At 73.7% G+C, this 26,538-nt stretch carries 29 protein-coding genes; 14 read left to right on the top strand and 15 right to left on the bottom strand.

What is annotated here, in order from left to right; translation table 11 throughout:
- Window positions 1–25: 25 nt before the first annotated feature.
- The gene (locus tag ATJ97_RS09665) at window positions 26–751 is read left to right on the top strand and encodes a trimeric intracellular cation channel family protein (protein ID WP_211287141.1); all 726 of its coding nucleotides are present in this window, start codon (window positions 26–28) and stop codon (window positions 749–751) included.
- Here the strand turns inward: ATJ97_RS09665 and ATJ97_RS09660 are convergent.
- The 4 genes from ATJ97_RS09660 to ATJ97_RS09645 all read right to left on the bottom strand — a co-directional run bounded on the left by ATJ97_RS09660 (window position 748) and on the right by ATJ97_RS09645 (window position 3,767).
- Complete coding sequence (locus tag ATJ97_RS09660; protein WP_098483575.1) at window positions 748–1,191, bottom strand: very short patch repair endonuclease; 444 nt, start codon at window positions 1,189–1,191, stop codon at window positions 748–750. The two genes, ATJ97_RS09665 and ATJ97_RS09660, sit on opposite strands and share 4 nt — an antisense overlap.
- 56 nt (window positions 1,192–1,247) lie before the next feature.
- A complete protein-coding gene (locus ATJ97_RS09655) occupies window positions 1,248–1,667 on the bottom strand; it encodes a hypothetical protein (RefSeq protein ID WP_098483574.1) in 420 nt (139 codons plus the stop codon).
- Entirely contained in the window at window positions 1,667–2,974 is a 1,308-nt protein-coding gene (locus ATJ97_RS09650; RefSeq protein ID WP_245862326.1) for an MFS transporter, read from the bottom strand. Before ATJ97_RS09650 ends, ATJ97_RS09655 begins: the two co-directional genes overlap by 1 nt.
- A 103-nt stretch (window positions 2,975–3,077) precedes the next feature.
- Window positions 3,078–3,767, bottom strand: a complete 690-nt coding sequence (locus ATJ97_RS09645) for a TetR/AcrR family transcriptional regulator (protein ID WP_245862324.1) — start codon at window positions 3,765–3,767, stop codon at window positions 3,078–3,080.
- A gap of 115 nt (window positions 3,768–3,882) precedes the next feature.
- Here ATJ97_RS09645 and ATJ97_RS09640 point away from each other — a divergent pair, with 115 nt between their 5' ends.
- The gene (locus ATJ97_RS09640; RefSeq protein WP_098483572.1) at window positions 3,883–4,926 is read left to right on the top strand and encodes an NAD(P)-dependent alcohol dehydrogenase; all 1,044 of its coding nucleotides are present in this window, start codon (window positions 3,883–3,885) and stop codon (window positions 4,924–4,926) included.
- Between the two features lie 57 nt (window positions 4,927–4,983).
- The gene (locus tag ATJ97_RS09635) at window positions 4,984–6,066 is read left to right on the top strand and encodes a DNA polymerase IV (protein WP_211287139.1); all 1,083 of its coding nucleotides are present in this window, start codon (window positions 4,984–4,986) and stop codon (window positions 6,064–6,066) included.
- A gap of 105 nt (window positions 6,067–6,171) precedes the next feature.
- Here ATJ97_RS09635 and ATJ97_RS09630 read toward each other — a convergent pair whose 3' ends face one another.
- Window positions 6,172–7,134, bottom strand: coding sequence for a CPBP family intramembrane glutamic endopeptidase (locus tag ATJ97_RS09630; protein WP_170037339.1), 963 nt, complete (start codon window positions 7,132–7,134; stop codon window positions 6,172–6,174).
- A gap of 382 nt (window positions 7,135–7,516) precedes the next feature.
- Between ATJ97_RS09630 and ATJ97_RS09625 the strand changes: the two genes are divergently transcribed.
- A complete protein-coding gene (locus tag ATJ97_RS09625; RefSeq protein ID WP_170037336.1) occupies window positions 7,517–7,753 on the top strand; it encodes a hypothetical protein in 237 nt (78 codons plus the stop codon).
- 44 nt (window positions 7,754–7,797) lie between these two features.
- A complete protein-coding gene (locus ATJ97_RS20030) occupies window positions 7,798–8,004 on the top strand; it encodes a hypothetical protein (protein WP_098483568.1) in 207 nt (68 codons plus the stop codon).
- A gap of 52 nt (window positions 8,005–8,056) precedes the next feature.
- Here the strand turns inward: ATJ97_RS20030 and ATJ97_RS09615 are convergent, their stop codons facing one another.
- Window positions 8,057–9,313: a M18 family aminopeptidase gene (locus ATJ97_RS09615; RefSeq protein ID WP_098483567.1), complete on the bottom strand. Its 1,257-nt coding sequence runs from the start codon at window positions 9,311–9,313 to the stop codon at window positions 8,057–8,059.
- 250 nt (window positions 9,314–9,563) lie between these two features.
- Here ATJ97_RS09615 and ATJ97_RS09610 point away from each other — a divergent pair, with 250 nt between their 5' ends.
- Entirely contained in the window at window positions 9,564–10,004 is a 441-nt protein-coding gene (locus tag ATJ97_RS09610) for an ester cyclase (RefSeq protein WP_211287137.1), read from the top strand.
- 26 nt (window positions 10,005–10,030) lie between these two features.
- Here ATJ97_RS09610 and ATJ97_RS09605 read toward each other — a convergent pair whose 3' ends face one another.
- Window positions 10,031–10,453: a YchJ family protein gene (locus ATJ97_RS09605; protein ID WP_098483566.1), complete on the bottom strand. Its 423-nt coding sequence runs from the start codon at window positions 10,451–10,453 to the stop codon at window positions 10,031–10,033.
- Window positions 10,454–10,992: 539 nt separating this feature from the next.
- Here ATJ97_RS09605 and ATJ97_RS09600 point away from each other — a divergent pair.
- Window positions 10,993–11,613: a hypothetical protein gene (locus ATJ97_RS09600; protein ID WP_098483565.1), complete on the top strand. Its 621-nt coding sequence runs from the start codon at window positions 10,993–10,995 to the stop codon at window positions 11,611–11,613.
- Between the two features lie 10 nt (window positions 11,614–11,623).
- The gene (locus ATJ97_RS09595; RefSeq protein WP_098483564.1) at window positions 11,624–12,829 is read left to right on the top strand and encodes a dipeptidase; all 1,206 of its coding nucleotides are present in this window, start codon (window positions 11,624–11,626) and stop codon (window positions 12,827–12,829) included.
- 22 nt (window positions 12,830–12,851) lie between these two features.
- Here the strand turns inward: ATJ97_RS09595 and ATJ97_RS09590 are convergent, their stop codons facing one another.
- From ATJ97_RS09590 to ATJ97_RS09580, 3 genes are all read right to left on the bottom strand, one after another.
- Window positions 12,852–13,880 carry a matrixin family metalloprotease gene (locus ATJ97_RS09590; protein ID WP_098483563.1) on the bottom strand — a complete coding sequence of 343 codons (1,029 nt, stop codon included), beginning with the start codon at window positions 13,878–13,880 and terminating at the stop codon, window positions 12,852–12,854.
- Between the two features lie 45 nt (window positions 13,881–13,925).
- Window positions 13,926–14,078, bottom strand: coding sequence for a hypothetical protein (locus ATJ97_RS19780; RefSeq protein WP_170037333.1), 153 nt, complete (start codon window positions 14,076–14,078; stop codon window positions 13,926–13,928).
- 419 nt (window positions 14,079–14,497) lie between these two features.
- Window positions 14,498–15,421: an LLM class flavin-dependent oxidoreductase gene (locus tag ATJ97_RS09580; RefSeq protein WP_098483562.1), complete on the bottom strand. Its 924-nt coding sequence runs from the start codon at window positions 15,419–15,421 to the stop codon at window positions 14,498–14,500.
- A gap of 107 nt (window positions 15,422–15,528) precedes the next feature.
- Between ATJ97_RS09580 and ATJ97_RS09575 the strand changes: the two genes are divergently transcribed.
- The gene (locus ATJ97_RS09575; protein ID WP_098483561.1) at window positions 15,529–15,726 is read left to right on the top strand and encodes a DUF6191 domain-containing protein; all 198 of its coding nucleotides are present in this window, start codon (window positions 15,529–15,531) and stop codon (window positions 15,724–15,726) included.
- Here the strand turns inward: ATJ97_RS09575 and ATJ97_RS09570 are convergent.
- On the bottom strand, window positions 15,723–16,817 hold the full coding sequence (locus tag ATJ97_RS09570; RefSeq protein ID WP_098483560.1) for a hypothetical protein: 1,095 nt from the start codon (window positions 16,815–16,817) through the stop codon (window positions 15,723–15,725). The genes ATJ97_RS09575 and ATJ97_RS09570 overlap by 4 nt on opposite strands.
- Before the next feature lie 135 nt (window positions 16,818–16,952).
- On the opposite strand from ATJ97_RS09570, the gene ATJ97_RS09565 reads away from it, so the two are divergent.
- The 4 genes from ATJ97_RS09565 to ggt all read left to right on the top strand — a co-directional run bounded on the left by ATJ97_RS09565 (window position 16,953) and on the right by ggt (window position 21,923).
- Window positions 16,953–17,558, top strand: coding sequence for a GNAT family N-acetyltransferase (locus tag ATJ97_RS09565; protein WP_098483559.1), 606 nt, complete (start codon window positions 16,953–16,955; stop codon window positions 17,556–17,558).
- A gap of 82 nt (window positions 17,559–17,640) precedes the next feature.
- Window positions 17,641–18,126 (top strand): hypothetical protein, encoded by a 486-nt coding sequence (locus tag ATJ97_RS09560; RefSeq protein ID WP_098483558.1) that lies wholly within the window; start codon window positions 17,641–17,643, stop codon window positions 18,124–18,126.
- Window positions 18,127–18,145: 19 nt separating this feature from the next.
- On the top strand, window positions 18,146–19,753 hold the full coding sequence (locus ATJ97_RS09555; protein ID WP_098483557.1) for a S49 family peptidase: 1,608 nt from the start codon (window positions 18,146–18,148) through the stop codon (window positions 19,751–19,753).
- 331 nt (window positions 19,754–20,084) lie between these two features.
- Complete coding sequence (gene ggt, locus ATJ97_RS09550; RefSeq protein ID WP_211287135.1) at window positions 20,085–21,923, top strand: gamma-glutamyltransferase; 1,839 nt, start codon at window positions 20,085–20,087, stop codon at window positions 21,921–21,923.
- Window positions 21,924–22,235: 312 nt separating this feature from the next.
- Here the strand turns inward: ggt and ATJ97_RS09545 are convergent, their stop codons facing one another.
- On the bottom strand, window positions 22,236–22,853 hold the full coding sequence (locus ATJ97_RS09545) for a response regulator transcription factor (protein ID WP_098483556.1): 618 nt from the start codon (window positions 22,851–22,853) through the stop codon (window positions 22,236–22,238).
- 172 nt (window positions 22,854–23,025) lie between these two features.
- On the opposite strand from ATJ97_RS09545, the gene ATJ97_RS09540 reads away from it, so the two are divergent.
- A complete protein-coding gene (locus ATJ97_RS09540) occupies window positions 23,026–23,856 on the top strand; it encodes a VOC family protein (protein WP_098483555.1) in 831 nt (276 codons plus the stop codon).
- A 6-nt stretch (window positions 23,857–23,862) separates the two neighbouring features.
- Here the strand turns inward: ATJ97_RS09540 and ATJ97_RS09535 are convergent, their stop codons facing one another.
- The 3 genes from ATJ97_RS09535 to ATJ97_RS09525 form a co-directional block, all read right to left on the bottom strand.
- Complete coding sequence (locus ATJ97_RS09535; protein ID WP_098483554.1) at window positions 23,863–24,669, bottom strand: VIT1/CCC1 transporter family protein; 807 nt, start codon at window positions 24,667–24,669, stop codon at window positions 23,863–23,865.
- 75 nt (window positions 24,670–24,744) lie between these two features.
- Window positions 24,745–25,200: an iron chaperone gene (locus ATJ97_RS09530; RefSeq protein ID WP_098483553.1), complete on the bottom strand. Its 456-nt coding sequence runs from the start codon at window positions 25,198–25,200 to the stop codon at window positions 24,745–24,747.
- A 110-nt stretch (window positions 25,201–25,310) separates the two neighbouring features.
- A complete protein-coding gene (locus ATJ97_RS09525) occupies window positions 25,311–26,471 on the bottom strand; it encodes a glycerophosphodiester phosphodiesterase (protein ID WP_211287133.1) in 1,161 nt (386 codons plus the stop codon).
- Window positions 26,472–26,538: the final 67 nt, after the last annotated feature.

Below are 26,538 nucleotides of genomic sequence, written 5' to 3'. Positions count from 1 at the left end.
CCGCCGGCGAGGGGGATCGTCCGACGTGGCGGCAGACGTGACGGAGCAGCTCAACACCGTCCTCCCGGACGTGTTCCGGGCGCTCGACCTCACCGGAGTCTTCCTCAACGGCGTCCTCGGGGGCACGATCGCCCGCCAGCGGCGGTTCGACCTCGCCGGCTTCGTCATCCTCGCCATCGTCTCGGCGCTCGGCGGCGGCATGCTGCGCGACACCCTGCTCCAGGCCGGGACCCCGGTGGCCCTCACCGACCCGTACTACCTGGGCACCGCGATGTCCGGCGCGCTCGTCGCGTTCGTCATCCCGCTCGGTGGGCGGTGGTGGTCGCGCACCTTCCTCGTCGGTGACGCCCTCGTGCTCGGGTGCTGGGCCGCGACCGGCTCGACCAAGGCGCTCGCCGCCGGTCTCGGGGTGCTGCCGGCCGTGATGCTCGGCGTCATCACGGCCGTGGGCGGCGGGATGATCCGCGACGTCGTCGTCGGGCAGCCGCCCGTGATCTTCGGCGGGAACACGCTGTACGCGACGTCGGCCGTGCTCGCCTCGCTCGTGGTCATCGGCATGAACGGGCTCGGTGAGCAGACCCTCGGGATGGGACTGGCGATCGTCGTCGGCGCCGGCCTGAGCATCCTGGCCCACTGGCGCCAGTGGTCCCTGCCCTACGCGCCCACCGTGCAGCTCCCGAACCTGCGACCGCGATGGCGCCGCGAGGGTTCCGCCCCGGGCGAGGACGGTCCCGCGCCGGGCCGCGACTAGCCTGCGGGCCGCCGCGCACGGACGGCGTCGATCACGAGCCGCGCGGCCTCGGCGGGGTCGTCGTGCTCCCACACCCGCACCACCGACCAGCCGACGGCCTCGAGCAGGGCGGTGGTGTCGGCGTCGCGCGCCTGGTTCGCGGCCAGCTTCTGCGACCACCACGCGGCGTTGGCGCGCGGCTGGGTCCCGTGCTCCGGGCAGCCGTGCCAGAAGCAGCCGTCGACGAACACCGCGACCCGCGCGCGGGTGAACGCGATGTCGATGGTCCGGCGCCGGTTGCCGGGGACCGGGTAGTTCACCCGGTACCGCATCCCCGCCGCATGGAGACGGCGGCGCAGCAGCAGCTCGCACCCGGTGTCCCGCCGCGCGGCGACGGACATCCGCCGCGAGACCGCGGCCGAGGACGCCCCCGGGTGGGGCGGGACGCGTGTGCTCGTCATGGGGCCTCCGTGCCCCCCAGCGTAGGCCGGCGTCCCTCGTCGCCCTGGGCCTCGCGTCAGCGCCCGACCGGACGGACCGCCGCGTCCGCGAGCCAGTCCGTCGCCGCGGCCGCGCCGACGACGACGGCGAGCAGCCCTCCGTAGAGCGCGACCGTGACGCCCAGGGCCACGGGGGACAGCACCGAGAGCCGCTGCCAGTCCTGCGCGGCGGCGCCGGCGGTCGCGACGACGACGCTCCCGGCCGCGAGGAGCGCCCGGCCGGTCCGCCGTCGTCCCAGGGCGGTCGCCACGGCCCCCGGGAGCAGGGCGGCGACGAAGGTGACGACCGCGACGAGCATCCCGGTGGTCCCGGCGTCGGGGCGCTCCCCGGCCGCCAGCGCGGCGAGGCGCAGGAGCCACACGCACACCCCGCCCGCGACCCCGCCGACGCCGAGCGTGACGACGACGCCGGCAAGCACGCGGGCGGCGCCGGGCATCAGTCCGGGTCGGCCGGCTGGCGGCCGGGCCGCTGCCGCGCGAGCAGCGCGGCGCCGACACCGCCCACCGAGAAGGTGAGCGTGGTGACCGTGACCAGGAGCAGCGGGGCGGTCCAGCCGCCGGTGGCCGAGTTGAGGGCCCCCGCCAGCGGAGCGGCGAAGGTCGCCGCCACGTAGCCGCCGGCCTGGACGCGCGCGGACACGGAGGCGGCCTCACGGTCGGTGCGGGCGACCCGGGCGATGATCGACAGGATCGCGGTGAAGCCACCTCCCTGGGCGATGCCACCGACGATCGCCCACGTCGTGAAGGCCTCGGGCGCGACGAGGAGGCCCAGCGGCAGCGCCACCCAGAAGCCGCCGATCACGGCGACGGGGACCCAGGCAGGGGCGCGGGTGGCGATGAGCGGCACGCCGAACGACCCGGCGATGGCGGCGATCTGGAACAGCGAGGCGGTGGCGCCGGAGGCGGCGGGGTCGAGGCCGCGGGTGTCGGCGAGCAGCGTCGGGAGCCAGGCGGTGACGGCGTAGTAGGAGAACGACTGGCCGCAGAAGGCCACGAGCAGGAGCCAGCCGATCCGGTTCACCCGCTGGGACGTCCGTGCCGTGATCGCGGCCGGCGGCTGCTCGGCCCGGCCGGTGGGTGCCTTCCCGTCTGCGCCGGCCGTGCCGGTCGCTCGGGCCGGGGCGGCGGTGGCGGCCGCAGCGTCGGCGGCTGCCGCGGCGGCGGTCCGCCGGCGGGCGAGCCACATCCAGTACGCGGCGCCGAGGGCCGCGAAGATCCCCCAGGTGGCCAGCGCCCCGCGCCACCCGACCATCGCGGCGAGCGGCGCCGTGCCGAGGGAGGTGATCATCGAGCCGACGTTGAGGGCCGCGGTGTACACGGCCGTCACCGTCGAGGTGCGCCGCCAGTGCACGTCCCGGCGGATCACCACCGGCACGACGATGTTCCCGATGGTGATCGCCGCCCCGATGACCACCGTGCCGAGGAACACCGCCCACGCCGGGCCGGCGGAGCGGACGATCGTCCCCGCAAGCACCCCGAGGAGGCACGCGACGACGGCGAGCTCCGCTCCCGCGCGCCGGATCACGCGCGTCGCGAGCGGGGTGGCGAGGGCGAAGCAGAGCACCGGCAGGCTCGTGAGCAGCCCGGCGGTGGTGGCGGAGAGGCCGAGGTCGGCGCGGATGTCGCCGATCACCGGGGCGGGTGCCACGATCGGCCCCCGCAGGCTCAGTGCCACGAGCACGACTCCGGCGACGACGGCCCAGGGCATCACTCCCCGTGCCGGGGACGGCAGATCGGTCGACATTTGCTCTCGATCGTAAGCCGGGTCGCGCGGCGGTCCGGCCGCGGTCCGGCTGCCGGCCCCGGAGGCCGGCGGCAGCCGTCCGGCCGGTCCGGCGGGTGGTGCCTCAGCGGCGAGGCCCGGCTCCGTCGTCGGGAAGGAGCCGCGCCAGGGAGTCCAGGACGACGTCGAGGCCGAACTCGAACTCGTCCCCGAAGTCGTAGCCGGGCTGCAGGACGCGCTGCGTGGCGTACTCCACCAGGTGCGGGTACTCGCCGGGGTCGAACTGCGCGGCGATCGAGCTCGCCACCTCCGGCGGCGTCTCCGTGCCGGTGAAGGGCAGGCCGGCCTCCTGGACCGCGAAGCCGTAGAGGAAGGCGTCGAGCAGGGCGTAGGCGTGCCCGGTCATCTCCACCGAGAAGCCGGCCGACCGCAGCGTGGCGAGCACGGCCTCGTGGTGGCGCAGCGTGGCGGGCCCCGGGGTCGCGCGTGACTCGAGCAGCGCGATCGCCCAGGAGTGCCGCCGGAGCACGAGCCGGGCCGACGACGTGCGGCGCCGCAGCTCCTCGCGCCAGTCCCCGTCGGGCGAGGGGAGCTCCATCTCGCCGAAGACCACGTCGACGACGCCGTCCAGGATCGCGCTCTTGCTGGCGACGTGGTGGTACAGCGACATCGGCCGGACGTCCAGCGCGGTCGCCAGGGAGCGCATGGTGAGAGCCTCGAGTCCGCGCTCGTCGGCGATGGTCATCGCCTGCCGGAGCACCCGCTCGCGGCTCAGCGGTGCTCGTGCGCTCCCGGCGGGTTCCGGCTGGGCCAATGTTGCGCTCCTCGTTCTCTGGACGTTCTCTGGACGACCGTACTTTGTAAGGGTACGCTCCCGTACTAAGTAAGGCAGACCGCCCGGGGCTGCCCGACGATGCGAGGAGCCGAAGATGGCCGCGAAGCAGGACGTCGCTGAGAACACGGACGGCGGGACGGTGACCGCGGGCACGCTGCGCGCGGTCGTGCACGAGGAGTACGGCCCCGCGGAGGTGCTCCGGCTGGCGCAGGTCCCGCGCCCGCAGCCCGCGGACGGCGAGGTGCTCGTCCAGGTCCGCGCCGCCGGTCTCGACCGGGGCGCGTGGCACGTGATGACCGGGGAGCCGTACCTCGGCCGCCTCGCCTTCGGGCTCCGCCGGCCGAAGAACCCGGTCCTCGGGATGGAGCTGGCCGGCACGGTGGTCGCGCTCGGGCGGGGCGTGAGCCGGTTCGCCGTCGGCGACGAGGTGTACGGCGTGGGGAGGGGGAGCTTCGCCGAGCTCGCCGTGGCCAAGGAGGGGCAGCTGGCCCGCAAGCCCCAGACGCTGAGCTTCGAGGAGGCGGCCGTCGTCCCGGTCTCGGCCGCCACGGCGCTGCAGGGCCTGGTCGAGGTGGGCCGTGTCCGCGCCGGGCAGCACGTTCTCGTCACCGGGGCCTCCGGCGGCGTGGGCAGCTACGCCGTGCAGATCGCCAAGGCCCTGGGCGCCGAGGTCACGGGCGTGGCCGGCCCCGCGAAGCAGGACTACGTGCGCGGGCTCGGTGCCGACCACGTCCTCGACCGCACCCGCGAGGACCCCGCCGACGGCACGCGCCGGTACGACCTCGTCCTCGACATCGCCGGCCGGCCGCCCCTCCGGGCGCTGCGCCGGGCCCTGGCACCGCGGGGCACGGCCGTGCTGGTCGGCGGCGAGGGCGGCGGGAAGCTGACCGGCGGCATGAACCGTCAGCTGCGGGCGGTGCTCCTGTCGATGTTCGTGCGTCAGCGGCTGGCGATGTTCGTCAGCATCGTGCGCGCCCCGGCGCTCGAGCGGCTGAGCGAGCTCGTCGAGAGCGGGCTCGTGATGCCCTCGCTCACCGGGACCTACCCGCTGGACCGGGCGCCGGAGGCGATGCGGGACCTCGTCGCCGGGCGCGTGCGGGGCAAGGTGGCGATCGTCCCGGGCGACGGAGGGCTGTAGCGCCTCGGGGTGACGAATCGCCTGGCGGGGCCTCGCCCGGGCGGGAAGACTCGTGCCATGAGCGACGGCGCCAGACCATGGGTGCTGCACGTGGACCTCGACCAGTTCATCGCCGCGGTGGAGATCCTGCGCAGGCCCGAGCTTGCCGGCTTGCCCGTCATCGTCGGGGGCCGGGGCGACCCCACGGAACGTGCGGTCGTCTCCACGGCGTCGTACGAGGCGCGGGAGTTCGGCGTGGGGTCCGGGATGCCGCTGAAGACGGCGGTCCGCAAGGTGCCGGACGCCGTGTTCCTGCCGGTCGACGCCCCGGCCTACGAGGCCGCGTCCGAGCAGGTGATGGCGGCGCTGCGGGACCTCGGCGGCGTCGTCGTCGAGGTCCTCGGCTGGGACGAGGCGTTCCTCGGGGTGCGCACCGCGGACCCCGAGGCGCTGGCGCGGCGTGCGCAGGCGGCGGTCCTCGCCGCCACGGAGCTGCACTGCTCCGTGGGGATCGGCGACAACAAGGTGCGCGCGAAGATCGCTACGGGGTTCGGCAAGCCGCGCGGGATCTTCCGGCTCACCGCGGAGAACTGGTTCGAGGTGATGGGGGACCGGCCCACGCGGGAGCTGTGGGGCGTGGGCGCGAAGGTCTCCAAGCGTCTGGCGGACCACGGCATCCGCACGGTGGCGGAGCTGGCGGCGGCCCCGCGCGAGGAGCTCGTCGGGGAGTTCGGTCCGCGCATGGGGCTCTGGTACAGCGAGCTCGGGCACGGCGTCGGGCCGGCAGTGGTCGACGACAGCCCGTGGGTCGCCCGCGCCCACAGCCGTGAGACCACGTACCAGCACAACCTCACGACGCGGGAGCAGGTGAGCGCGGCGGTCCGCGAGCTCGCCGAGCAGGTCTTCGAGGACACCGCACGCGAGGGCCGGCCGGTCTTTCGTGTGACGCTGAAGGTCCGCTACGCACCTTTTGTGACGAAGGTGGTCGGGAAGAAGCTGCCCGAGCCGACGAGCCGCCGCGAGGACGTCCTCGCCGCGGCCGCGGCGCTCGCGGACCGCCTCGACGGCGACCGCGAGGTCCGGCTGCTCGGCGTCCGGGCCGAGATGGTGATGCCGGAGGAGGACCACGTCGAGCGCACCCCGGTGCGGGGGCGTCTGTAGCGACGGCGGCTGCTTCCCGGGCGCCCGCCGGCTTCGTGGGTGCCCACCGGCTTCTCGGCCGCCCGCCGGTTCTTGGACCCGCCGATTTCGCAGGCGCCCACCGACCTAAGGTTCGCGCGTGCCTCGTCGCGGTCCGCCGCCCTCGAGCGGCACGCCGGACCGATCCGGACCCCGCCGTGCGGCGGGCGTCCTGCGGTCGGCCGCCGTGGCCGCCGCCACGAGGATCCACAGCGCCGCGCCGAGGATGAGGTTGTAGACCACGTCGGGTACGCCGACCATCGCCGGGGAGGCGAGGATGAACCCGCTGGCGGTGATCGGCACGTGCATGAGGATCGCCAGCAGCACGCTCCGGGTGTGGGTGTAGACCCACACCATGAGCACCCGGTAGGCCAGGAACCAGGGGACGATCGCGGCGACGGAGAGAGCCCGCGGGACGGTCCCGGTGTCGGCCGGTACCCAGAGCGGCAGGTGCAGCACGAACCACGGCAGGGCCACGAGGAGGCCGGTCACCAGCACCCCGTGCCGCCGGCCGATCTCGTGCGCCGCGAACCCCGTCCAGGCGATCTCCTCGAAGAAGCCGGCGAGCAGGCCTGCCACCAGTCCGGCCACCAGCAGGCTCGCCCGGTCCTCCGGCGTGATGATGCCGGGGAGGAAGGCGTTCGAGGTGAGCGACAACGCCAGGAGCGTCGTCGTCATGAGGACCGGCGCGGTCAGCAGGGCGGCCGCGTACCAGCGGACGCCCACCCGCCACCGGATCAGCCGAGCGCCCAGGTCGCGCAGGCCGGCGGCGCCGAAGGCGAGGGTGGTCGTCAGGACGGCCGCGAGGGTGTAGCTCGCGGGACCTGCCAGGACCGCGACGCCGTACATGGCCGGCGACAGGTCTGCGGGGGTCGAGGGTGCAGTGCCGGTGCCGGTTACGCCGAGGAAGGCGTTGACGAGTACTCCGAGGAGGAGCACGAGCGCGAGTACCAGGACGTAGAAGAGCAGCACCGCGTGCCTCGCGAAGAAAGGACGGACGGAATTTTCTGGCCCTGTCTCCATGGCGGCGGCCGCCTTTCCGAGCTCCACGCGTGAGAGCCGGGCGGTCGCCGTCGATGTTTCCTGCGCCCGCCGTCCAGTTCTGTGCGACCGGGGTTCCCGCGCGACCTCATTGTCCGTACCGCTGGGTATCGCCCACGCTACCTCTGCTCGCACCCGTCTCGCCTTGTTACGGCGGTCCGACGTGCCGGGGCCAATCTCCTGGCGGTCGGCCGTCGGTCGGCGGGCGGAATGTGAATGGCGGCACTTTAAATTTCCGCTGAGCGCGCTCCCGGTGACCTTGTCGATGCTTGACCCAAGAAGAATATCGGCTAAACTTGAGAGACCTCCACGGGAATTCCTCGTCACGCCTTTGTGCGGACGCTCACGAATTTCGCCGCGGAGGTTTTTCACATCTTTCGAGAGGAGATACGTGCGGCTCAAGAAGAGCATGTTGCCGGCGCCTCCGCCCGGCACCGAGTGGTCCCTGCGGCAGCGCGGGGACAGCGTCCGACTGAGGTTGCGGACCAAGGGCTTGTTCGGGACCGAGATCGGGAGGTGGAGCACCGAGGCTTTCTCCCGTCTGGCCCCGGATCCGGTCACCGCGCTCACTGACGTGGCGACCCAGATGGTCGCCGCCGCGCAGGTGGAGATCGAGGTCGCCGCCTGAGCGGGCGCGCCCCACGGACCACCCAGGACGAGAGGAGCCCTCACATGTTGCAGCTCGACACGCCGGCCCGGAAGCACCGAACCGCCGCCCGCACCCCGCTTTACGTCGGGCCCAGGACCGCCGCAGCCGCCGCCGCCCCGGCGGCCACCGCACCGGCCACCCCCGCCCCGGCGGCACCCGCCGCGATCGACATCGTCGACCAGTGGGGCGCGCACTCGTTCCCCGCGAGCGACCCGCCGGCGAACTGGTGATCGGCAGGCGCCCGGAACGGTCCGGGCGCCTGCTGGCCCCGTGACAGCTGCCTCAGGCGCCGGCGAAGAAGGCCCCGGTGGCGGCGGTCAACGCAGCCACGTCGTCCACGTGCGCGAGCTCGCGGGCCGAGTGCATCGACAGCAGCGGCACCCCGACGTCGACCGTGCGGATGCCGAGTCGCGTGGCCGTGAGCGGCCCGATCGTCGACCCGCACGGGACGGCGTTGTTCGACACGAACTCCTGCCACGGCACCCCGGCCGCCTCGCACGCGCGCGCCCACAGCGCCGCGCCGTGCGCGTCCGTGGCGTAGCGCTGCTTGGCGTTGATCTTCAGCAGCGGCCCGCCACCCAGCGTCGGGCGGTTCACCGGGTCGTGGCGCTCGGGGTAGTTCGGGTGAATCCCGTGGCCGGTGTCGGCCGAGAGGCACCACGAACCCGCGTAGGCGCGGCGCAGCTCCTCCTGCGTGCCGCCCGAGAGGCGGGTGAGGACGTCGTCGAGGAACGGGCCGGAGGCCCCGGACCGTGACTCCGAACCCAGCTCCTCGTGGTCGAACGCGGCCAGCACGCTGACGTGCGCGGCGTCGTCGGGCGCCCCGACGAGCGCGACCAGGCCCGCGTGCACGGAGAGGAGGTTGTCCATGCGCCCCGCCGCGAGCAGGGAGTCGTCGAGCCCGAAGCGGCGCGGCGCCTGCGTGTCGGCGGTGAGGATGTCGTACCCGGCGACGTCCTCGGCGCGTAGGCCGGCGTCCTCGGCCAGCCGGGCGAGGACGTCCCCCTGCGGCCCGACCCCGAAGACCGGGGCGGTGTGCCGCTGCGGGTCGAGGGCGAGGCCCTTGTCGTTGACCGTCCGGTCGAGATGGATCGCCAGCTGCGGGATGCGCAGGAACGGGCCGGTCCTCGTCAGGTGCTCGCGGCCGTGACGGTCCACGAGGCGCCCCGCCAGCTCGAGCTCCCGGTCGAGCCAGGAGTTGAGCAGGGGCCCGCCGTAGACCTCGACGCCGGCCTGCAGCCAGCCGTGCGCGGTGATCGTCGGGTGCGGCTTGAGCTTGAAGCCGGGGGAGTCGGTGTGCGCGCCGAGGATCCGGAAGGGCGTGGTGGGCCCCGCCGTCCTCGGCCTCACCCACGCGACGACGGCGCCGTCGCGCACGACGTAGCTGCGCCCGGACGGCTCCCACCCGGCCGCCTCGTCGAGACGCGTGAACCCGGCCGCGTCGAGGCGCCGCGCCACCTCCGCGGCCGCGTGGTACGAGGACGGGGAGGCGGTGATGAAGTCGGCGAGATCGGCGATGTGGTCAGCAGGATCTGGCATCGGACCATCCAAGCACGCGGTTGGAGCCCGGACCGTCCCGCCGAACGTGGACGGCGGGCAGAACGGCGGCCGCCGGCACTACCGGGCAGCGCCGCACGGTGGGAAAATCTCACCCATCCCGGAACTGAGCTGCGGGGGGTGGCTCATCGGCGGACGGTTCAGCGGCGAGGCAGGACGGGGCCTGCACCGGCCCCGGCGTGCGGGTACGCCATACCCGCCCAGACCAACGGGATGACCCACCATGATGACGATGGACGAGCGCACCGAGATGTTCCGGCGCGCGATGGATGCGCTGTGGAACGGGGGAGACCTCGACGCCTGTGACGAGCTCTTCGCGGAGCACTGCATGTTCCACGACCCCACGTTCCCGCACGACGGCGTGACGGGTCTGAAGGAGTTCGTGCGCGACCTGAGGGTCGCCCAGCCGGACCTGCACCTCGACGTGCAGGACGTCGTGACCACCGAGGACAAGACGGCCTACCGGTTCACGTGCGCCGCGACCGCGTCGAACGAGTTCCGCGGGCTGCCGGCGACCGGCCGCACGTACGTCATGAACGGCATGGGCATGAGCAAGTGGGAGGGGGACCGCATCGTCGAGGACTGGTCGGTCTACGACATGCTCGGCGTCCTCCAGCAGATCGGCCTCGTGCCCGAGAGGATCACGCACGAGGCGAGCGCCGGCGGCGCCTAGTGCGAGCGGGCCGCCCGCCGCCGTCGTCACGGCGACGGGTGGTCGCCCTCGAGGTAGTACCAACGACCGCCCTCGCGCACGAACCGGCTGACCTCGTGCAGCCGCTCGCGCCCGAGGGCGGAGCGGTGGTGGGCGACGAACTCGACCAAGCCCGTGTCGTCGAACGGGCCGCCGCCCTCGGTGCGGAGGACGTCCAGGCGGTTCCAGGTGACGCCGTCGTCGAGGTCGAGGCTGTCCGGCCGGGTGCTGGGGTGCCACGTCGCGAGCAGGTAGGCGGCGTCGCCGGTCGCGAACGCGCTGTAGCGCGAGCGCATGAGCGCCTCCGCCGTCGGGGCGAACGGGCCGCCGGCGACGAGGCCGGTGTGGAGGCGGCCGCAGCACTCCCCGTAGGTCTCGCCGGACAGGCACGGGCAGCGGGTGTCGTCGGCAGGGAGAGGCACGCCCGCCATTGTGCCGTCCGGCCGACGGTCGGTCCCACTGGGTGGGCGGCGCCTCGTTATCGCTGGACGTGTCGGTGCCAGCACGTAGTCTCGGACGCATGAGGCAGCGAAACGCCGTCGTCGCGCTCGTCGCCGCCGCCTGCCTCCTGACCGCAGGATGCGCTGCGGACCGCGAGGCGCCGGTCCCTGGGGGCGGGCCGTCCCCGGCGCCGACGGCGCAGCCGTCGCCGACGACCGAGACGCCCCCGACGGCGGAGCCCGAGCCGTCCGAGACACCGGCCGGTCCGCCGTCGTCATCGCCAGACTCGCCTGCCACGCCCCCGCCCACGGAAGCGGGGCCGGACGGGTTCGCCGACCCGCCCTACCGGCGACCGCTGCCCCGGCCCGGCGATCCGGCCCCCACCACGCCGGGCCCGTCGCCCTCGGGACCCACGACGTCGGAGCCGCCTTCGGAGCGGCCGTCCCGCCCGACCAGGCCCCCCACGGCGCCGCCGACACCGCAGGAGGTCGGCGGTCCGTCGGGGACCCTGGCCTTCGGGCAGACCTACGTGTGGGACAACGGGCTCACGGTCACCGCCGGACGGCCGGTCGAGCTCGCGACGAAGGAGGGGGGCGAGGAGGACCCCGGCGCGGCGACCACCGACTCCGCGGCGGCCGACGCCGTCGCCACCGACTCCACGGCGCCGCAGGCGGCCGGCGCCGTCGCCACCGACTCCACGGCGCCGCAGGCGGCCGGCGGGGCGGCCGCGCAAGCACCGAGGGTCGCTGCCGCGGAAGCCTCGGCGACCGACGCGGCGGAGCTCGCCGGCACCGCGCCCCCGGATGCCGGCGGGAACGACCCCGTCGCAGGAGTGCGGCCCGGGTCCCCCGCGCCGTCCGCCGCCGCCACGGTCGTGACCGTCGACTTCGTCATCGTCAACGGCACCGAGAAGCCGGTCAACACGTCCTTCTTCGTGGCCGTGACGAGCGGCGGGGCGGACGCGCCGGCGGTCTACGACCCCGAAGCGGGCCTCGCTGGCCCGCCCGAGACCATGCTCCGACCGGGCGGGACGGCGCGCTTCACCATGGGCTTCGAGGTGAAGGACCCCGCCGACCTGACGATGGAGGTCAGGCCGGCGTACCACTACGTCTCCGCGCTCTTCGTCCGTCCGGCCGGCGCCCAGGGCTGAGAATCGAGTCATGACCGACACCGCCCGCCTCGTCGAGGACGTCCTGACCACCACCCCGCTCGTCGACGGCCACAACGACCTGCCGTACGCGCTTCGCACGGTCGCCGGGTACTCGGTCGAGGGGCTGGACGGGCCGCGCGACGGCCTGCACACCGACATCCCGCGGCTGCGGGCCGGCCGGGTGGGCGCACAGTTCTGGTCGGTGTTCGTGCCCTCCACGCTCCGCGGCGCCGACGCCGTGCTGGGGACGCTGGAGCAGATCGACGCCGCGCACCGGCTGATCGCCCGCTACCCCGACACCTTCGAGCTCGTCTGCACAGCCGACGGTGTGCGCAGCGCCTTCGCCCGCGGCCGGATCGCCTCGCTCCTGGGTGCGGAGGGCGGGCACTCGATCGGCGAGTCGCTCGGCGCCCTGCGCGCGTTCGCCCGCCTCGGGGTGCGGTACATGACCCTGACCCACAACGACAACGTCTCCTGGGCCGACTCCGCCACCGACGCCCCGGCGGCCGGCGGGCTCACCGAGGTCGGGCGCGCCGTCGTCGCCGAGATGAACCGGATCGGCATGCTCGTCGACCTCTCCCACACCGCGGAGTCCACCCAGCTCGACGCGCTCGCCCTCACCAGCGCGCCGGTGATCTTCTCGCACTCCTCCTGCCGCGCCGTGTGCGACCACCCCCGCAACGCCTCCGACGCCGTGCTCGAGAAACTCGCCGCGAACGGGGGCGTCCTCCAGGTGACGTTCGTGCCGAAGTTCGTCTCGTCCGCGGCGGCCGCCTGGGACGCCGAGGCGAGGGCGGCGCTCGACGGCGGTGACTGGCACTGGCCCCGGGCGCCGCGTCCGGGCGAGGACGCCGCGGTGGTGACGGAGGAGAACGTCCGGCTCGACCCGGAGAACGCCTGGCGGCAGCGGCTCGCCGAGTGGGAGTCCGGGCACCCGCGGCCCCGGGTCGGCATCGACGAGGTCGTCGCCCACCTCGAGCACGCCCGCGAGGTTGCCGGGATCGAGCACATCGGCCTCGGCGGCGACTACGACGGTGTCGACCGGCTCCCCGAGGGGCTCGAGGACGTCTCCGGCTACCCGCGCCTGTTCGAGGCCCTCGCCGAGCGGGGCTGGTCCCGCTCCGACCTCGCGGCGCTCGCGGGCGAGAACGTGCTGCGGGTCCTGCGTGACGCCGATGAGGCGGCGTCGGAGGTCCTCTGGCCCACCATGGCCTGAGAGGCCCCGTCTGCCCGCTGCCTCAGGTGCAGCGGCCCGAGCCGAGGGCGGCGAGGCCCTGACGGTCGCCGGGGCCCAGCTGGGTGGTCCCGACGTTCTCCGCGTACATCAGCTCGTTCGGGTCGTCGACGTGGTCGAGGCCGACGAGGTGCCCGAGCTCGTGGACCATGATCGCGCGGACCTGGGCCTGGCCGTCGGCGCGCCGGAGGATCCCGGAGAACTCGGCGGCGTCCAGGTAGACGATGCCGCTGACGTAGCGCATCGCGCTCCCGCCGACGCCCTCGGCGACGCTGCCGCCGATACCGACGACGCTCCCGGCCAGCTCGGGCACCTGCTCGGGGGTGGCCCAGGCGATGAGCACGGGGGAGGGGGCGGAGCCGTAGCGGAGGACGTCGCGGGCGGGCCGGTCGGGGTCCGGTCTCTCGTCGGTGCGGCCGAGGCTCTCGAAGACCAGTCCGGTGGCGTCCGAGACGGTCCCCACGGCCTCGGTCAGCAGCGCCGTGCCGCCGTCGGGGGCGAGCTCGTCGTTGACGACGTAGCGGATCGGCTCGCACGGGTTGTAGGTGACCGGCTCGCCGTGCTGCTCCTGCATGAACGCGAAGGAGCCGGTGCCGGGCGTGACGGCCGGTGCGGCGGCGAGTCGCTCGCCGCCGGGCGCCACGAGCACCATCGCGCCGGCACCCGCGGCGAGAACGGCGAAGGCGGCGACGACGAGAGAACCACGCCGTCGGGGGCGCAGCTCGGGAACCGGATCGGACGGGTACGGCGAGGCGCCGGCCCAGGGACGGTCCGACGGGAACGAGGGTGCCGGCGGGTACGGGCCGCCGGAGACGTACGGCGATGTCGGTGAGTACGGGCCGCTGGGGTGTGGGGCGCCGGAGTACGAGGCGGCCGACAGGTACGGGTCACCGGGCGTGTAGGAGCCGTAGAGGCTGCCGGCGCCGACGCCGTCGCGGCGGTCAGACCGGTCGAGCGCACGCAGCTGCCGATGCATGCGGCGACGCCGCCGCGAGGGACCGAGCGTGAGGCTGTCCCACAGATTCGCTCCCACGACGAGAGTCTGGCAGCGAGCGCGCGGTCGTGCCGGTGGTTTCGGTCAGACGAGGTGGTCGTGATCCCGTGCGCCGCAGCTGTCGCAGAACCCGTCCATCAGCTGGGCGGGCCCGTCACAGTCGGTGCACCAGACCTTGACGCAGTCGGCGTAGATGTCGACGTCCGGCTCGACCTCGGCGATGGTGGCGACGGCCATGGCAGCTCCTCTCGTGCGGTACCTCTGCTGACCGTTCCATCGTCACCCCGACCACTGACATCCGGATGGAGCGACTCACCTTTGTCGACGGTGACACGCATCCCCGCCCGCCCTAACCTGTCAACCGTCGGCGCAACGGGGTCGCACCCCCATGCCCGACGAGCCGGTGACGGTCGCCGCGACGGCCGACGACGCCGCGGCCCTGCTCCGCGCGCTCGGCATCCCGCAGGCGCACGTCGCCGGGTACTCGGGCGGCAGCCTCTTCCTGACGAGCAGGCGCCCGAGAACGTGTTCGCGCACCTCGACGCCTCCACCGCGTACGAACCTGGGGACCGCCTCTCCGGGATCACGGCACCCACCCTCGTGAGTGGAACGCGCTCGTGGACCGGTTCTGGCGGGCCGTGCAGGTCTCGTAGAGATCAGCCGATCGTGGCGAGCCGTGGGAGCAGCGGCGTCATCGCCTCGACGGCGTCGGCGCGCACCACGTACCGGGTGATGCCCCACCGGCGGTGGTGCTCGGCGACCGCGTCGACGATCTCGTCCTCCGTTCCGACGAGCACGTACGGCACGGCCAGCAGCTCACGCGGCGAGACCCCGGCATGGGCGGCGAACTCGGCGGCTGCCGTCTCGGCGTCGTCGGTCACGCTCACCAGCTGCACCAGCGCCTCCAGCACGGGCGGCGCCGTACGCCCTGCCGCACCGCCGGCGACGAGGGCGACCTGCTGGTCCACGACGTCGGTGGTCCAGCGGACCTCGTGCATGTGCCCGTCCGGCAGGGTGCGTCCCAGGCCGCTGAGCCCGACCACGTCCGCGTGCTCGCCGGCGAACCGCAGCAACCGCGAGTTCGAGGTGCCGACGGTGAGCGGGATCCGGTCCTGCACCGGCCGTGGCGACTCGAGCCGCGCGCCTCGGACGGACAGGTACGGGCTCTCGACGCTCACCTCCTCGCCGGCGAGCAGCTCCTGCACGGCGAGCACCACGGCCATGCACCGCTCCACGCGCGCAGCGACCCCAGGCCGCTCCCGGCCGACCGCCCGCCACTCGGCCGGGGTGTGGCCGGCGCCGAGGCCGAGGCGGGCGCGGCCGCCGGAGACGACGTCGAGCGTCGCCACGTCGGCCGCGATGTGCTGCGGCTCCCGCACGCCGGCGTTGCTGACGTAGGAGCCCAGCCCGATGCGCGAGGTGACGGCACCGGCCGCGGCGAGCGCGACGAACGGCGCGGGGACCGCTCCCGGATGGTCCGCCGTCGTCAGACCGGCGAAGCCGCGCGCCTCCACCTCCCGGGCGAGCTCGAGCCACGAGGTGGCGTCCTTGGGAAGGGCCTGGACCGAGACGGAGACCATGGCACAGCGTTGCGGACGCGGAGCGGTCGGTGCCACCTGTTTGTGAAGTGCTGCTCTGCCTCCCGAAAGTGCTGCCCTTTCGGGCCCGTCCCGCGTACGGTGCGGGCATGTCGGAGTTCTTCGCGATCTTCGAGCCGGGGCTGCGCCACCTCATCGAGGAGCGTGAGCGCCTTGAGATGGACGTCCGGCGCCCCGGGGACGGCGCGCCGCCGTTCGGTCCGCTCGACCTGGACTCCGGCGTCGCTTACATCGAGCGGGACCCGAGACCCCGACGCTCCGACGACGAGGAGCCCGACGAGCGCTAGCCGGGAGGCTGCGAGCGGGCCCAGCGCCCGTCGTCGCGGCGGACCCAGTCCTGCGACGACGAGTTGTCGGAGGCCACGTCGGTGAACCAGTAGGTCTGATCCGGGTCCCAGCCCGCGAGCACGGAGCTCAGCCCCTCCCCGACGGCGATCGCCCGGCCGGCCGTGGTGAGGTAACCGGCCACGGTGAGATGGACGCCGTCGAGATCCTCGGCGGCCCGCGCCCAGTCGGGGATCACCCACCTGCCGTCCCTGCCTGTCACGCGGTACCAGTCGTGCCGCCGTGACGCCGTGACCTCCAACGGGTACCGCGCGCACAGCTCGGCCCACGCCTCGGGGCCGTCCACCTCGTAGACGGCCGCGTCGGTGGGCGGCGTCACCGGTACCGCGGTCGCGTGGTCCCAGTCGCCGGCGTCCTCCACGAGCCACAGGCCGGCGGGTCCGAGACCTTCGAGTTGGCGGGTCGACCGGGGCAGCAGCCGGACCGGCGGGATCGACCACCACGAGCCGCTCCACATGGCCCGAGGGTCCGCCGGGCGTTCCCGGCGGGCGACGGCCTCCTCGCGCACCGCCGCGTCGTGCCACCGCGCGAGGCGGCCGGCGATCGAGCCCGCGGACGGGCCGTCCCCGAACGTCACGCTCCACTGCGCGGCGAGATCGACCGGCGTCGTCCACCACGCCGCGGGTGCGGCGTCGGCGACCTGGCGGGCGATGCGTGAGAGCGCGGCGCGCACCTGCGGGGTCGAGGCGAGGACGTCCTCACCGTCGGGCTCCTGCCAGTAGCGGGCGAAGTCGACAGCGTGCGCGAGTGCGGCGAGCAGCGTGCGGTCGTCGAGGTCGGGCGGCGGTAGCTCGTCGATCTGACGAGCGACGTCGGCAGGGGAGCTCCCGGCAAGGTCGGCCGGCCCGCCGGCTGTCATGGTGAGCATGACCCGGGACGTGCCCTTGCCGGGATCGAGGTCGTACGCGGCGCTCATGATCGCCGAACGCAGTGCGAGGCGGACCTGCTCGTCCCCGTGCTCGGCCCCGGCCAGGGAGAGGCACAGGCGGCGGCCGCGGGGACCGGCCAGGAGCGCATCCGGGGCAAGAGCCACGCCGCCCACCCTAGAGGCCGGCGGTGGGTGGAAATGGCTGTCGCGGTCGCCGGGCCGGTGGATATGGTCGCCGCTCGGGTGCGGGGCGGGCAGACGGGCAGGCGGGACGGCGGGACGGACGGGCGGTCGAGGGCGATGGTCGAGGTCAGACGCGGGGACGAGCTCGGGGAGACGTACCGCCGCCGCATCACCGAGGTGTACGTGCGCGCCTTCGCGGACGACTTCGTCGCGTTCTCGCGCGACACCGGCACGCTCGCCGACGCCTTCGAGCACATGCTGCTCCTGGACCGGTTCCACGTGGCGCTCGTGGACGGTGAGCCCGCGGGTCTCGCCTCGCTCACCGAGGGCGACGAGACGCTGTTCGCGCCGCGGTGGCGGGAGCTTCGGCATCATCTCGGGCTGGCGCGCGGGCTGCTCGCCCTCGTGGTGATCCGCCGGTGGTTCATGCGCCCCTCCGCGGGCGCCCGGCCCGGCCTCGCCGAGATCGGGTTCGTCGCCACCGAGCCGGGGCACCAGGGTCGCGGCGTCGGGACGGCACTGCTGCGTCACCTGCTGGCTCTCCCGGGCTACCGCGAGTACGTGCTCGAGGACATCAAGGACACCAACGAACCCGCCCTCGGCCTCTACGCCAAGCTCGGCTTCACGGTCTACCGGCGCCAGAAGGTGCGCCTCGCCCGGCGCGCCGGGTTCACGGAACTCGTGTCGATGAAGCTGGTGCAGGAGCCCGCCCGGCCCGGGTGAGAGGGAGCGAGGACGGCAGGCTTCCCGGGTCGGCGGTCGTGAGGCTCCCCGGGCCGACGGCCGGAGGCTCTACGTTGAGCGCATGGCCCTGTCCCTGCGAGTCGCCGCCGCGCCCCTGGTGCTGCTTCTCGGCGGCTGCGCCACCTGGCCGCCCGGCGGCTCGGAGGAGGAGCTCGTGCCGCCGGTGATCGAGGTGGTCAACGATCGTTCCACGTTCGAGCTCGTGCCCTGGTCGGGCTGCATCTCGGGGAGCACGGTCGGTATGTGCTGGGACGGCTCCCCGGAGCACCCCGTCGATGTCGGCGTCGTCGCGGGGGAGCTGGAAGTGGCGCTGGAGGTGGCGTCCCCTCTCGACGGGTGGCGCTGGGAGGCGGTGGCACGCGACCCCGCTGCGGAACCAGGGGTTGGGGCGAATGACGGTCGCCAGGCGCTCACCGTGGAGCACGACGACAGCGCCCGCCGCCTCGTCCTCACCGTCCCGCCAGGCGGACCCTTCGCGGTGGACCTGTGGGGGCGGGGCGAGAGCGGCGACGCGTCCTACACCTTCATCGCCGTCGGCGTGTCGTAGCTCCTGGCTACGCTGGAGCATGGCCCCTCTGCCGGAGAAGCTCCGCCTGACCCTCGCCCGCGGCAGCACCGGGGACGGTGCGCCCGACTGGGTCGTGCTCGACCTCCACGGCAGCTACCCGACGTACCGCCGCAGCGCCCCCGTCCAGGAGCTGCTGCAGCGCACCGAGTCCTTCGAGGCCCTCACGGCCCGCCTGGACCGCCTCGCGAAGGCTGACTGGGTCCGCGGCGTCCTCGTCCGCGTCGGCGACCTCAAGGTCGGCCTCGCCACCGCACACGCGATCGGTCTCGCGCTCGGGCGTCTGGCGCGGAAGAAGCGTGTGGTCGGGTACGTCCCCCAGGTCTCCATGCGCAGCCTCCTGGCGACGGCGCCTCTCACCGAGGTCGTCGCCCCGGAGTCGGCCGAGGTCTCCCTGCCGGGCTTCGCCGCCGAGCAGGTCTTCTACGGCGCCTTCCTCGGCCGCCACGGCATCAGCTTCGAGAACCTGCGCATCCGCGAGTACAAGTCCGCACTGACCCGGTTCTCGCAGGACCGCATGGACGAGTACGACCGCGAGCAGCTCACCGCCTACGTCACCTCCGCCGAGCGCAGCTGGCAGGCGGACGTCCCCCGGGCACGCGGCGCCGACCCCGACGCCCTGTTCGACACCCCGCTCACCAACGCGCAGCAGCTCCTCGACCTCGGTCTGATCACCCGCATCGCCTACGACGACGAGATCGTCGCCCCCGTCGACCAGCACTGGGGCCGCACGGTCGAGCTGATGATGCCGGACCTCGCCGCGCGGAAGATGGGCCGGAAGGCCGACGGCGTCGCCGTCGTTCCCGTCATCGGCCCCATCGTCACCGGGCACTCCCGCCGCACCCCGCCCCTGCCGTTCCTCCCCGGACCGATGTCGGGCTCCGAGTCCGTCGTCGCCGCCCTCCGCAAGGCCGAGCGGGACGAGCACACGAAGGCGGTCGTGCTGTACGTGGACTCGCCCGGCGGCTCCGCCCTCGCCTCCGACGTCGTCTGCCGCGCCGTCGCCCGGTGCGCCAAGCCGGTCGTCGCCGTCATGGGGGAGGTCGCCGGCTCCGGCGGCTACTACGTCCTGGCCCAGGCCGACCACGTGGTCGCCGACCCGTACACGCTCACCGGCAGCATCGGCGTCGTCGTGGGCAAGCCCGTCCTCACCCAGTTCGACGACCGGCACGGCCTCAACCCCGAGACCGTCGGGCGCGACCGGGCCCTGTTCGCCAGCCCGCACCGCCCCTTCTCCGACGACGAGCGCGCGTGGGCCGAGCAGATGATGGACGAGGTCTACGAGCGGTTCGTCGGCCGCGTGTCCGCCGGGCGCCGCCTCAGCCGCGAACGGGTCGACGAGATCGGGCGCGGCCGCATCTGGAGCGGGCAGGACGCCCAGGAGATCGGTCTCGTCGACGAGCTCGGCGACCTCGACGCCGGACTCGCAGCGGCCCGCCGCCTCGCCGGCCTGCCCGACGACGCACCTGCCCGCACCGTCTCCGCCGGCCCGACCCTGCCGGGCGTGCCGACGTTCGGGAAGGAGGCGGCCGGGGCGCTCGCGGGCCTGTGGCCGTTCGGGTCGGAGAAGGTGCTGACCTGGTTCGACCGCACCGTCACGATCCGCTGACCGCGCCTTGTCCGGCCCTGGACCCGGGGCGCGCCGGGGGACCATCCGTCCGGTGCTGCCGCGCGCTGCCGGACATCACTCGTCCGGTGCCGTCACGCACTTCTGGACGGTCTGTGGAACTACAAGCCGTTGCGAAACGGCCAGCAGCGGCATAGTCCGTCCAGAAGTGGGGACACACCGGTCAGAAGACGTGCCACAGACCGGTGAGCAGTGCCCGTCCGTCGCAGGCCGACCTCATCCCTGAAGACTGATCCGCCGCGTGGGTGCCCGCGGCTAGCGTCTGGCCCACCGCCGCTGCGCTGACGAGGCGGCGCCGTCGAGGGGAGCGGACATGTCTGGAACGGTGCTGCGCCGAGGCCGGGTCCTCGCGCTGCTGGCCATGGCTCTCGCGCTGGTCGCGGCGCTCGTCGTCGGGGCGAGCCCCGCCGGGGCCGAGGGCGGGGACGGGAAGCGCGACGGTAACCACGGGGTACCGCACCCGCCTCGCAAGGAGGCCACCGCCACCGGTTACGGCGGTGCGGTGACGTCGCTCGACCCCTACGCCACGCGCGCGGGCATGGAGATCCTCGAGAAGGGCGGCAACGCCGTCGACGCCGCGATCGCCACGTCCGCCATGCTGGGCGTGACCCGGCCCTACGACGGCAGCATCGGCGGTGGCGGGTTCTTCCTCATCTACGACGCCGAGAACGACGAGGTCACCTCCATCGACGCGCGTGAGACGGCGCCCCTGGCCACGCCCCGCGACGTCTTCCTCGAGAACGGCAAGGAGATCCCGTTCGACGAACGGCGCGTCTCCGGACTCTCGCAGGGCGTGCCCGGCGTCGTCGCCGGCTGGGAGCTGGCCCTCGAGGAGTACGGCACCATGCCGCTCCACAAGCTGCTGCAGCCGGCCCGCGTGGTGGCCGAGCGCGGCTTCGTCGTCGACGAGGAGTACGTGGACCGCACCACCGACAACCTCGAGATCTTCCGGGACTTCACGTCCAGCCGCGAGACGTTCCTCGTCGACGGCAAGGTGCCCGCCGTCGGGAGCATCTTCCGCAACCCCGACCTCGCCAGGACGTACAAGCTCATCGGTCGCGACGGCGCGGACGCGTTCTACGAGGGCGAGGTCGCCGAGGCGATCGTGGACACGGTCCAGCACCCGCCGGTCGTCGCGGGCGCCGAGCGCAACGTCAGGCCGGGGCTGATGGAGCTCGGCGACCTCGACGACTACGAGGCGAAGTGGCGCGACCCCACGATGGTCGACTACCGCGACCACACCGTGTTCGGGATGGGTCCGCCGTCGTCCGGCGGCACCACCGTGGGGGAGGCGCTGAACATCCTCGAGGGCTACGAGCTCTCCGAGCTGCCGGAGAACGACGTGCTGCACCTGCTCATCGAGGCCGAGGCGCTCGCGTTCGCCGACCGCGGCAAGTACCTCGGCGACCCCGACTTCGTCGACGTGCCCGTCGAGGGCCTGCTCTCCCAGGACTTCGCCGACGAGCGCCGCGAGCTGATCCGCGAGCCGTTCGCCGCCACGAAGAAGCCCCTGCCCGCCGGCACGCCGGACGGCGCCGCGGACGACGGCGTCGTCCTCGCCTCGGCGCCCATGAGCACCGGTTCCACCACCCACCTGACGACGACGGACCGGTGGGGCAACATCGTCGCTCTCACCTTCACCATCGAGCAGATCGGCGGCAGCGGGATCGCCGTCGACGGGTACGGCTTCCTGCTCAACAACGAGCTGACCGACTTCGCCACGGACCCGAACGTGGCCAACTCGCCCGACGGCGGGAAGCGCCCGCGCAGCAGCATCAGCCCGACGATCATGTTCGGCCCTGACGGCGAGCCGTTCGTCGCGTACGGGACCCCGGGCGGGGCCACCATCATCACCACGGTGCTGCAGGTGGCGGTCAACCTCGTCGACCTGGACATGGACCTGCCCGACGCGATCGCGGCGCCACGCCTGGGCAACGGGAACAGCGAGAACACCAACTTCGAGGCGACCCTGCCCGTGGCGACGCAGGAGGCGCTGAAGGCGTACGGGCACAAGCTGCCGACCCCGGCCGCCGAGCCGATCGGCAACGTCAACGGTGTGCAGTTCCTCGGCGACGACGGGCTGCTGGCCGCCGCCGAACCGACCCGCTTCCACGGCGGGAGCGCCGCGGTGCTCGAGCCCTGGCCGCACTGACCCCTGCAGGGGCACCGACCCGGCCGGGCGGTGGTCTCGGCGCGGCCACCGCTCGGCCGCTCCCCGGAACCGCGCACCCACCGTCCGGCCGTGCACGCGGTCCGCCGGCGCCGCCGGTGCCTGCCCGTGCGCGTCCCCGCCCGTGCGCGCCCCTGCCTCGCCCGCCCGCCCGTCCGTGCCGAGAACGCCCTAACTACCCGTCCGTGGGCGTGAACGGGCACTTAGGGCGTTCTCGGCGCGTGGCTGCGTGGCTGCGTGCCTGCGTGCCTGCGTGCCTGCGTGGCCGCGAGACCTGCCAGGCCGCGAGACCGGTCAGGACTCGTCGTGGAAGAGATCGAGCCGCCGCGTGAGGCCGAGCTTGCGCAGCACGGCGCTCACGTGCGTCTTCACGGTGGGCATGCCGAGGTGCAGCTCGGCAGCGATCTCGGCGTTCGTCAGGCGTTGCAGGAGCAGGCCGAGCACCTCGCGCTCACGCGGAGTGAGGTGCTCTGGTGGGTCGGGGTGCGGCACCGGCGGGCCGTGCGCGCCGTTCACGGGCAGGGGGTGGGGAGCCCACACGCGCCGGCCGCCGAGGGTGGCGCGGACGCTGGCCACGATCTCGCCGGTCGTTGAGGTCTGGTCCACGAAGCTGTCGGCCCCCGCGAGGTACATAGCGGTCATCTCCGTGGCCGCAGCCCTGGCCGCGAGCACCAGGACCGCGGGCCCGTCCGGGGCGGTCTTGAGCGTGCGGCACAGCTCCGGCCCGAGCGGCCGGCCCTCGAGGCGGACGTCGAGCACCACCAGGTCCGGACGGTGGTTGCTGACGGCACGGACGGCGCCAGGGGCCGACGTCGCCTCGCCCACGACGGCCAGGTCCGGCTCCCCGGCGAGCACGGTGCGCAGGCCGAGCCGGACCACCGGATGGTCATGGACGAGCACGATCTGCGCCATCGCAGCCTCCGCCCCCCAGGCACGGTGAGGCCCAGCGTGCCGGTGCACGGCGCCCCCGGCAAGGGTGGTGGCGAGTGATCGGCACCTGACGGGGGTGAGGGCGGCCGGTGAGGACGGCGCGTGATCGGCGGATACATAGCGCGCTGACCACGCCCGGACCTACCGTGGGGGCATGGCCTCCGCCTCTTCGGACGTCCCGCGTTATCCCGACGGCGTACCCGCCTGGATCGATCTGCTCACCCCCGACCCCGGGCCCGCGAGCGAGTTCTACGCAGACCTTTTCGGCTGGCAGATCCGCGACGTCGACGAGACGCCCCGGCCGTACCGGGTGGCAAGCCTCGCCGGTGCGGACGTGGCGGGCGTCGGCGCCCTCGACATCGGCAACCCCGGCTGGACCATGTACGTCCGCGTGCCGGACCTGGAGGAGATCGAGCGGCGGGTGCTCGCCGCCGGCGGGCAGGTGCGCGAGCCCGCGCACGAGGTGTTCGGCGGCGGGCGCCGCAGCCGGTTCGAGGACCCGGCCGGCGCGGTCTTCGGCGCGTGGACCGGCGGCGAGCACGAGGGCGCCGAGGTGGTCAACGTGGCCAACTCCTGGAACTTCAACGAGCTGCACACACCAGACATCGCCGCCGCGGCCGAGTTCTACAACGCGGTGTTCGGCTGGGAGACCACCGAGTTCGTCCCCGGCACGTGGATGGTGAGGCGCCCGGGCTACGGGGACCACCTCGAGCAGCGGGATCCCGGGACCCGGGCCCGCCACGAGGAGGCCGGTGCCCCGCCCGGGTTCACCGACGCGGTGGGATGGATGGTCGAGGAGTTCGAGGGGACGCCCCGCTGGACCGTCACGTTCGCCGTCGACGACCCGGACGGCGTCGCCGCCCGGGCCTTCGAGCTCGGTGGGTCGGTGACGACGGAGCCGTTCGACGCGGAGGGCTCACGCGTCGCCGAGCTCGCCGACCCGCAGGGCTTCCAGTTCAGCGTCAGCCGCTACGGGGTCGCCTGACCTGGGTCAGACGATGCCGGTCGTGCCGAGCAGGAACCCGATGAGGTAGGTCGCCGCGAGGGCCAGCCCGCCGCCGACGACCACCCGCGTCGCGGCACGCGACCGTGACCCGCCGCCGATGCCCGCCGCCACCGCGCCGGTGAGGGCGAGGCCGACCAGCGTGCCCACGAACGTGACCGGTACCCGCAGCTCCGGCGGGGGCAGCAGGATCGCCAGGAGCGGGAGGAGCGCGCCGCCGGCGAAGGCGAGGAACGAGGCCAGCGCCGCGTGCCACGGGCTGGCGACGTCGGTGGCGTCGATGTTGTGCCGCGCCCGTAGGTGGGCGTCGAGGGCGTCGCGCGCCGAGAGTTCCTGCGCCACCGTGCGCGACGTCTCCGGCGACAGGCCGCGTTCCTCGTACAGCCGCGCGAGCGACTCCAGGCCCACGGCCGGGTCCGCCTCCAGGGCCCGTCGCTCCTCCTCGATGATGTTCTTCTCGCTGTCCCGCTGGCTGCTGACCGAGACGTACTCGCCGAGCGCCATGGACACCGCGCCGCCGATGGCCGCCGCGACACCGGCCGTGGCGATCGCTCCCGTGGACGTGGTGGCACCCGCGACGCCGACCACGACGGCCGCCGTGGAGACGATCCCGTCGTTGGCCCCGAGCACCCCGGCGCGCAGGGCGTTGAGCCGTTGCTCGAGACCGCCCCGTCGACGTTCCTCTTCGCGTCGCGCGGGCCGGTCGCCCTCCACGCCAACGACCGACCCGGCCGGAACGGCGTCCGGGGTCGCGGCACCGGACGTCTGGTCCTGAAGCGCGTGCAACTCATTCATGATCGTCAATGTAGGGCGGGGCGGTCCGGTCCACAACGAAGGAAAGGCAGGCCTTCCCACGCGGATCGGCGTCCCCTACCGCGCCTGGACGCGCTCGTAGGTCTCCAGGAACCGTTCGACGGACATGCCGGCGACCGTGCGTGCGAGGAGCTCGTGGTCGACGTCGGCGGGCTTCCTGAGCCGGAGGCACGACTTCCCCATGTCGACCCGGCCGGTGCCGGCCCGCCACGCCTCCCGGAACGCCTCGACCTCCTCGGGCACCGAGTACACGCCCATCAGGTACACGGAGACGTGGTTCTTCTGCGCCCCGACGCTGACGTACGCCAGCGGCTTGCCGTTGTAGGTCCGTGGGAACCGGGCGAGCGGGACCACCCAGGTGGGCATGCCCCAGTGCATGCCGAGCTCGTAGCCGTCCGGCATCGCCGCGGCGAGGGTGCCGAGGACGTCCCGGAGCAGCTCGGCCCACGGCTCCGGGGCGGCGTCGAGGTAGGCGGCGACGTCGTCGGGGACCGTCCGTGAGGTAGGCGTCATGGGAGTACCTCACCACGAGACTCGGACACGGACCCGCCGGTCGGCGCCAGGAGGCGTCGACCGGCGGGACGGCAGGCCGTGGGCCGACTGTGCCCGGTCAGGGGCGCGGGTCAGCGACGGCCGGGGTGCTGCTCCTGCTCGAACGCCGACGCGGCGGCGACCGCGATGTCCGGGTGGTCGGAGAACAGCCCGTCCATGCCCAGCTCGAGGAAGCGCTCGATCTCGCCGGCAAGGTCGCCGTGCGCGGCAGGGTCGGCGCTCGAGCGGAAGTCCAGCGGCAGGAACTGGTTCTCCGCCCGGAAGGTCCAGCCGTGGACCTCGAGGCCGGCCTTGTGGGCGTCGTCGACCAGCGTCGTCGGCGCCGCGAGCGAGCCGTCGGCGTTCCGCGGGATCATGCGGTCCTTGCAGGCGCCCAGGATGTCGGCGTACCGGGAGATCTCCTTCAGGCCCGCCGGCGTGACGAGGTCGGCGTAGGTGCGCGGGTCACCCGCGGCGACGAGGTCGTAGGGCGCGCCGGAGCAGTCGACCAGCTGCGCGAGGTCGACCTTGATCATGCGGTCGAGCTCGCGCAGGTTGGAGGTCTCGAAGCTCTGGATGACCACCGGGGCCCGCCGGCCCGCGTAGCCGTACTCCTCGAGGATCGCGACGACACCCTCCTCCATCGACAGCCCGATGGAGTCGAAGTAGCTCGGGTGCTTGATCTCGGGGGCGATCCCCATCGGCCTGCCGTCGCACGTCTTCGACTGCGTGGCGAGCTCGACGACCTCCTCGAAGGTGGGGATCTGGTAGAGCCCGTTGTAGGCGGTGTTCTCCGGCCGGAGGTTCGGGATGCGCTCCTCGGCGCGCAGCGTGCGCAGCTCGGCGAGGGTGAAGTCCTCGGTGAACCAGCCCTCCACCTGGCGGCCGTCGATCGCCTTCGTCGTCCTCCGGTCGGCGAACTCGGGATGGTTCTCGACGTCGGTCGTGCCGCCGATCTCGTTCTCGTGGCGGGCGACGAGCACGCCGTCCTTGGTGGAGACGAGGTCGGGCTCGATGAAGTCGACGCACTGCTCGATGGCGAGCTCGTACGACGCGAGGGTGTGCTCGGGGCGGTAGCCGGACGCCCCGCGGTGGCCGATGACGACGACGTCGTCGACGGGGCGGGTGTGGGTCGGCCCGCCGCGGTCGCGGCGGTCGGGGCTGTCCGCGACGGAGCCGCCCGCGAGGGCGGCGGTGGACATGGTCAGGACGAGGGCCGCGGCCGTTGCGGCGCTTGCGATCACTGTACGCATGGCCCTGAGGCTAGGGGCGCGGCTTCCGTCCGGGAATGCGTAGGACGCCCGAAAAAGCGGCCATGGC

Origin of the sequence: Georgenia soli, from assembly GCF_002563695.1 — a bacterium.
Classification (GTDB): Bacteria; Actinomycetota; Actinomycetes; order Actinomycetales; family Actinomycetaceae; genus Georgenia; species Georgenia soli.
The sequence above is the reverse complement of the archived record's forward strand: the minus strand, read 5'-3'. Positions and strand labels throughout refer to the sequence as shown.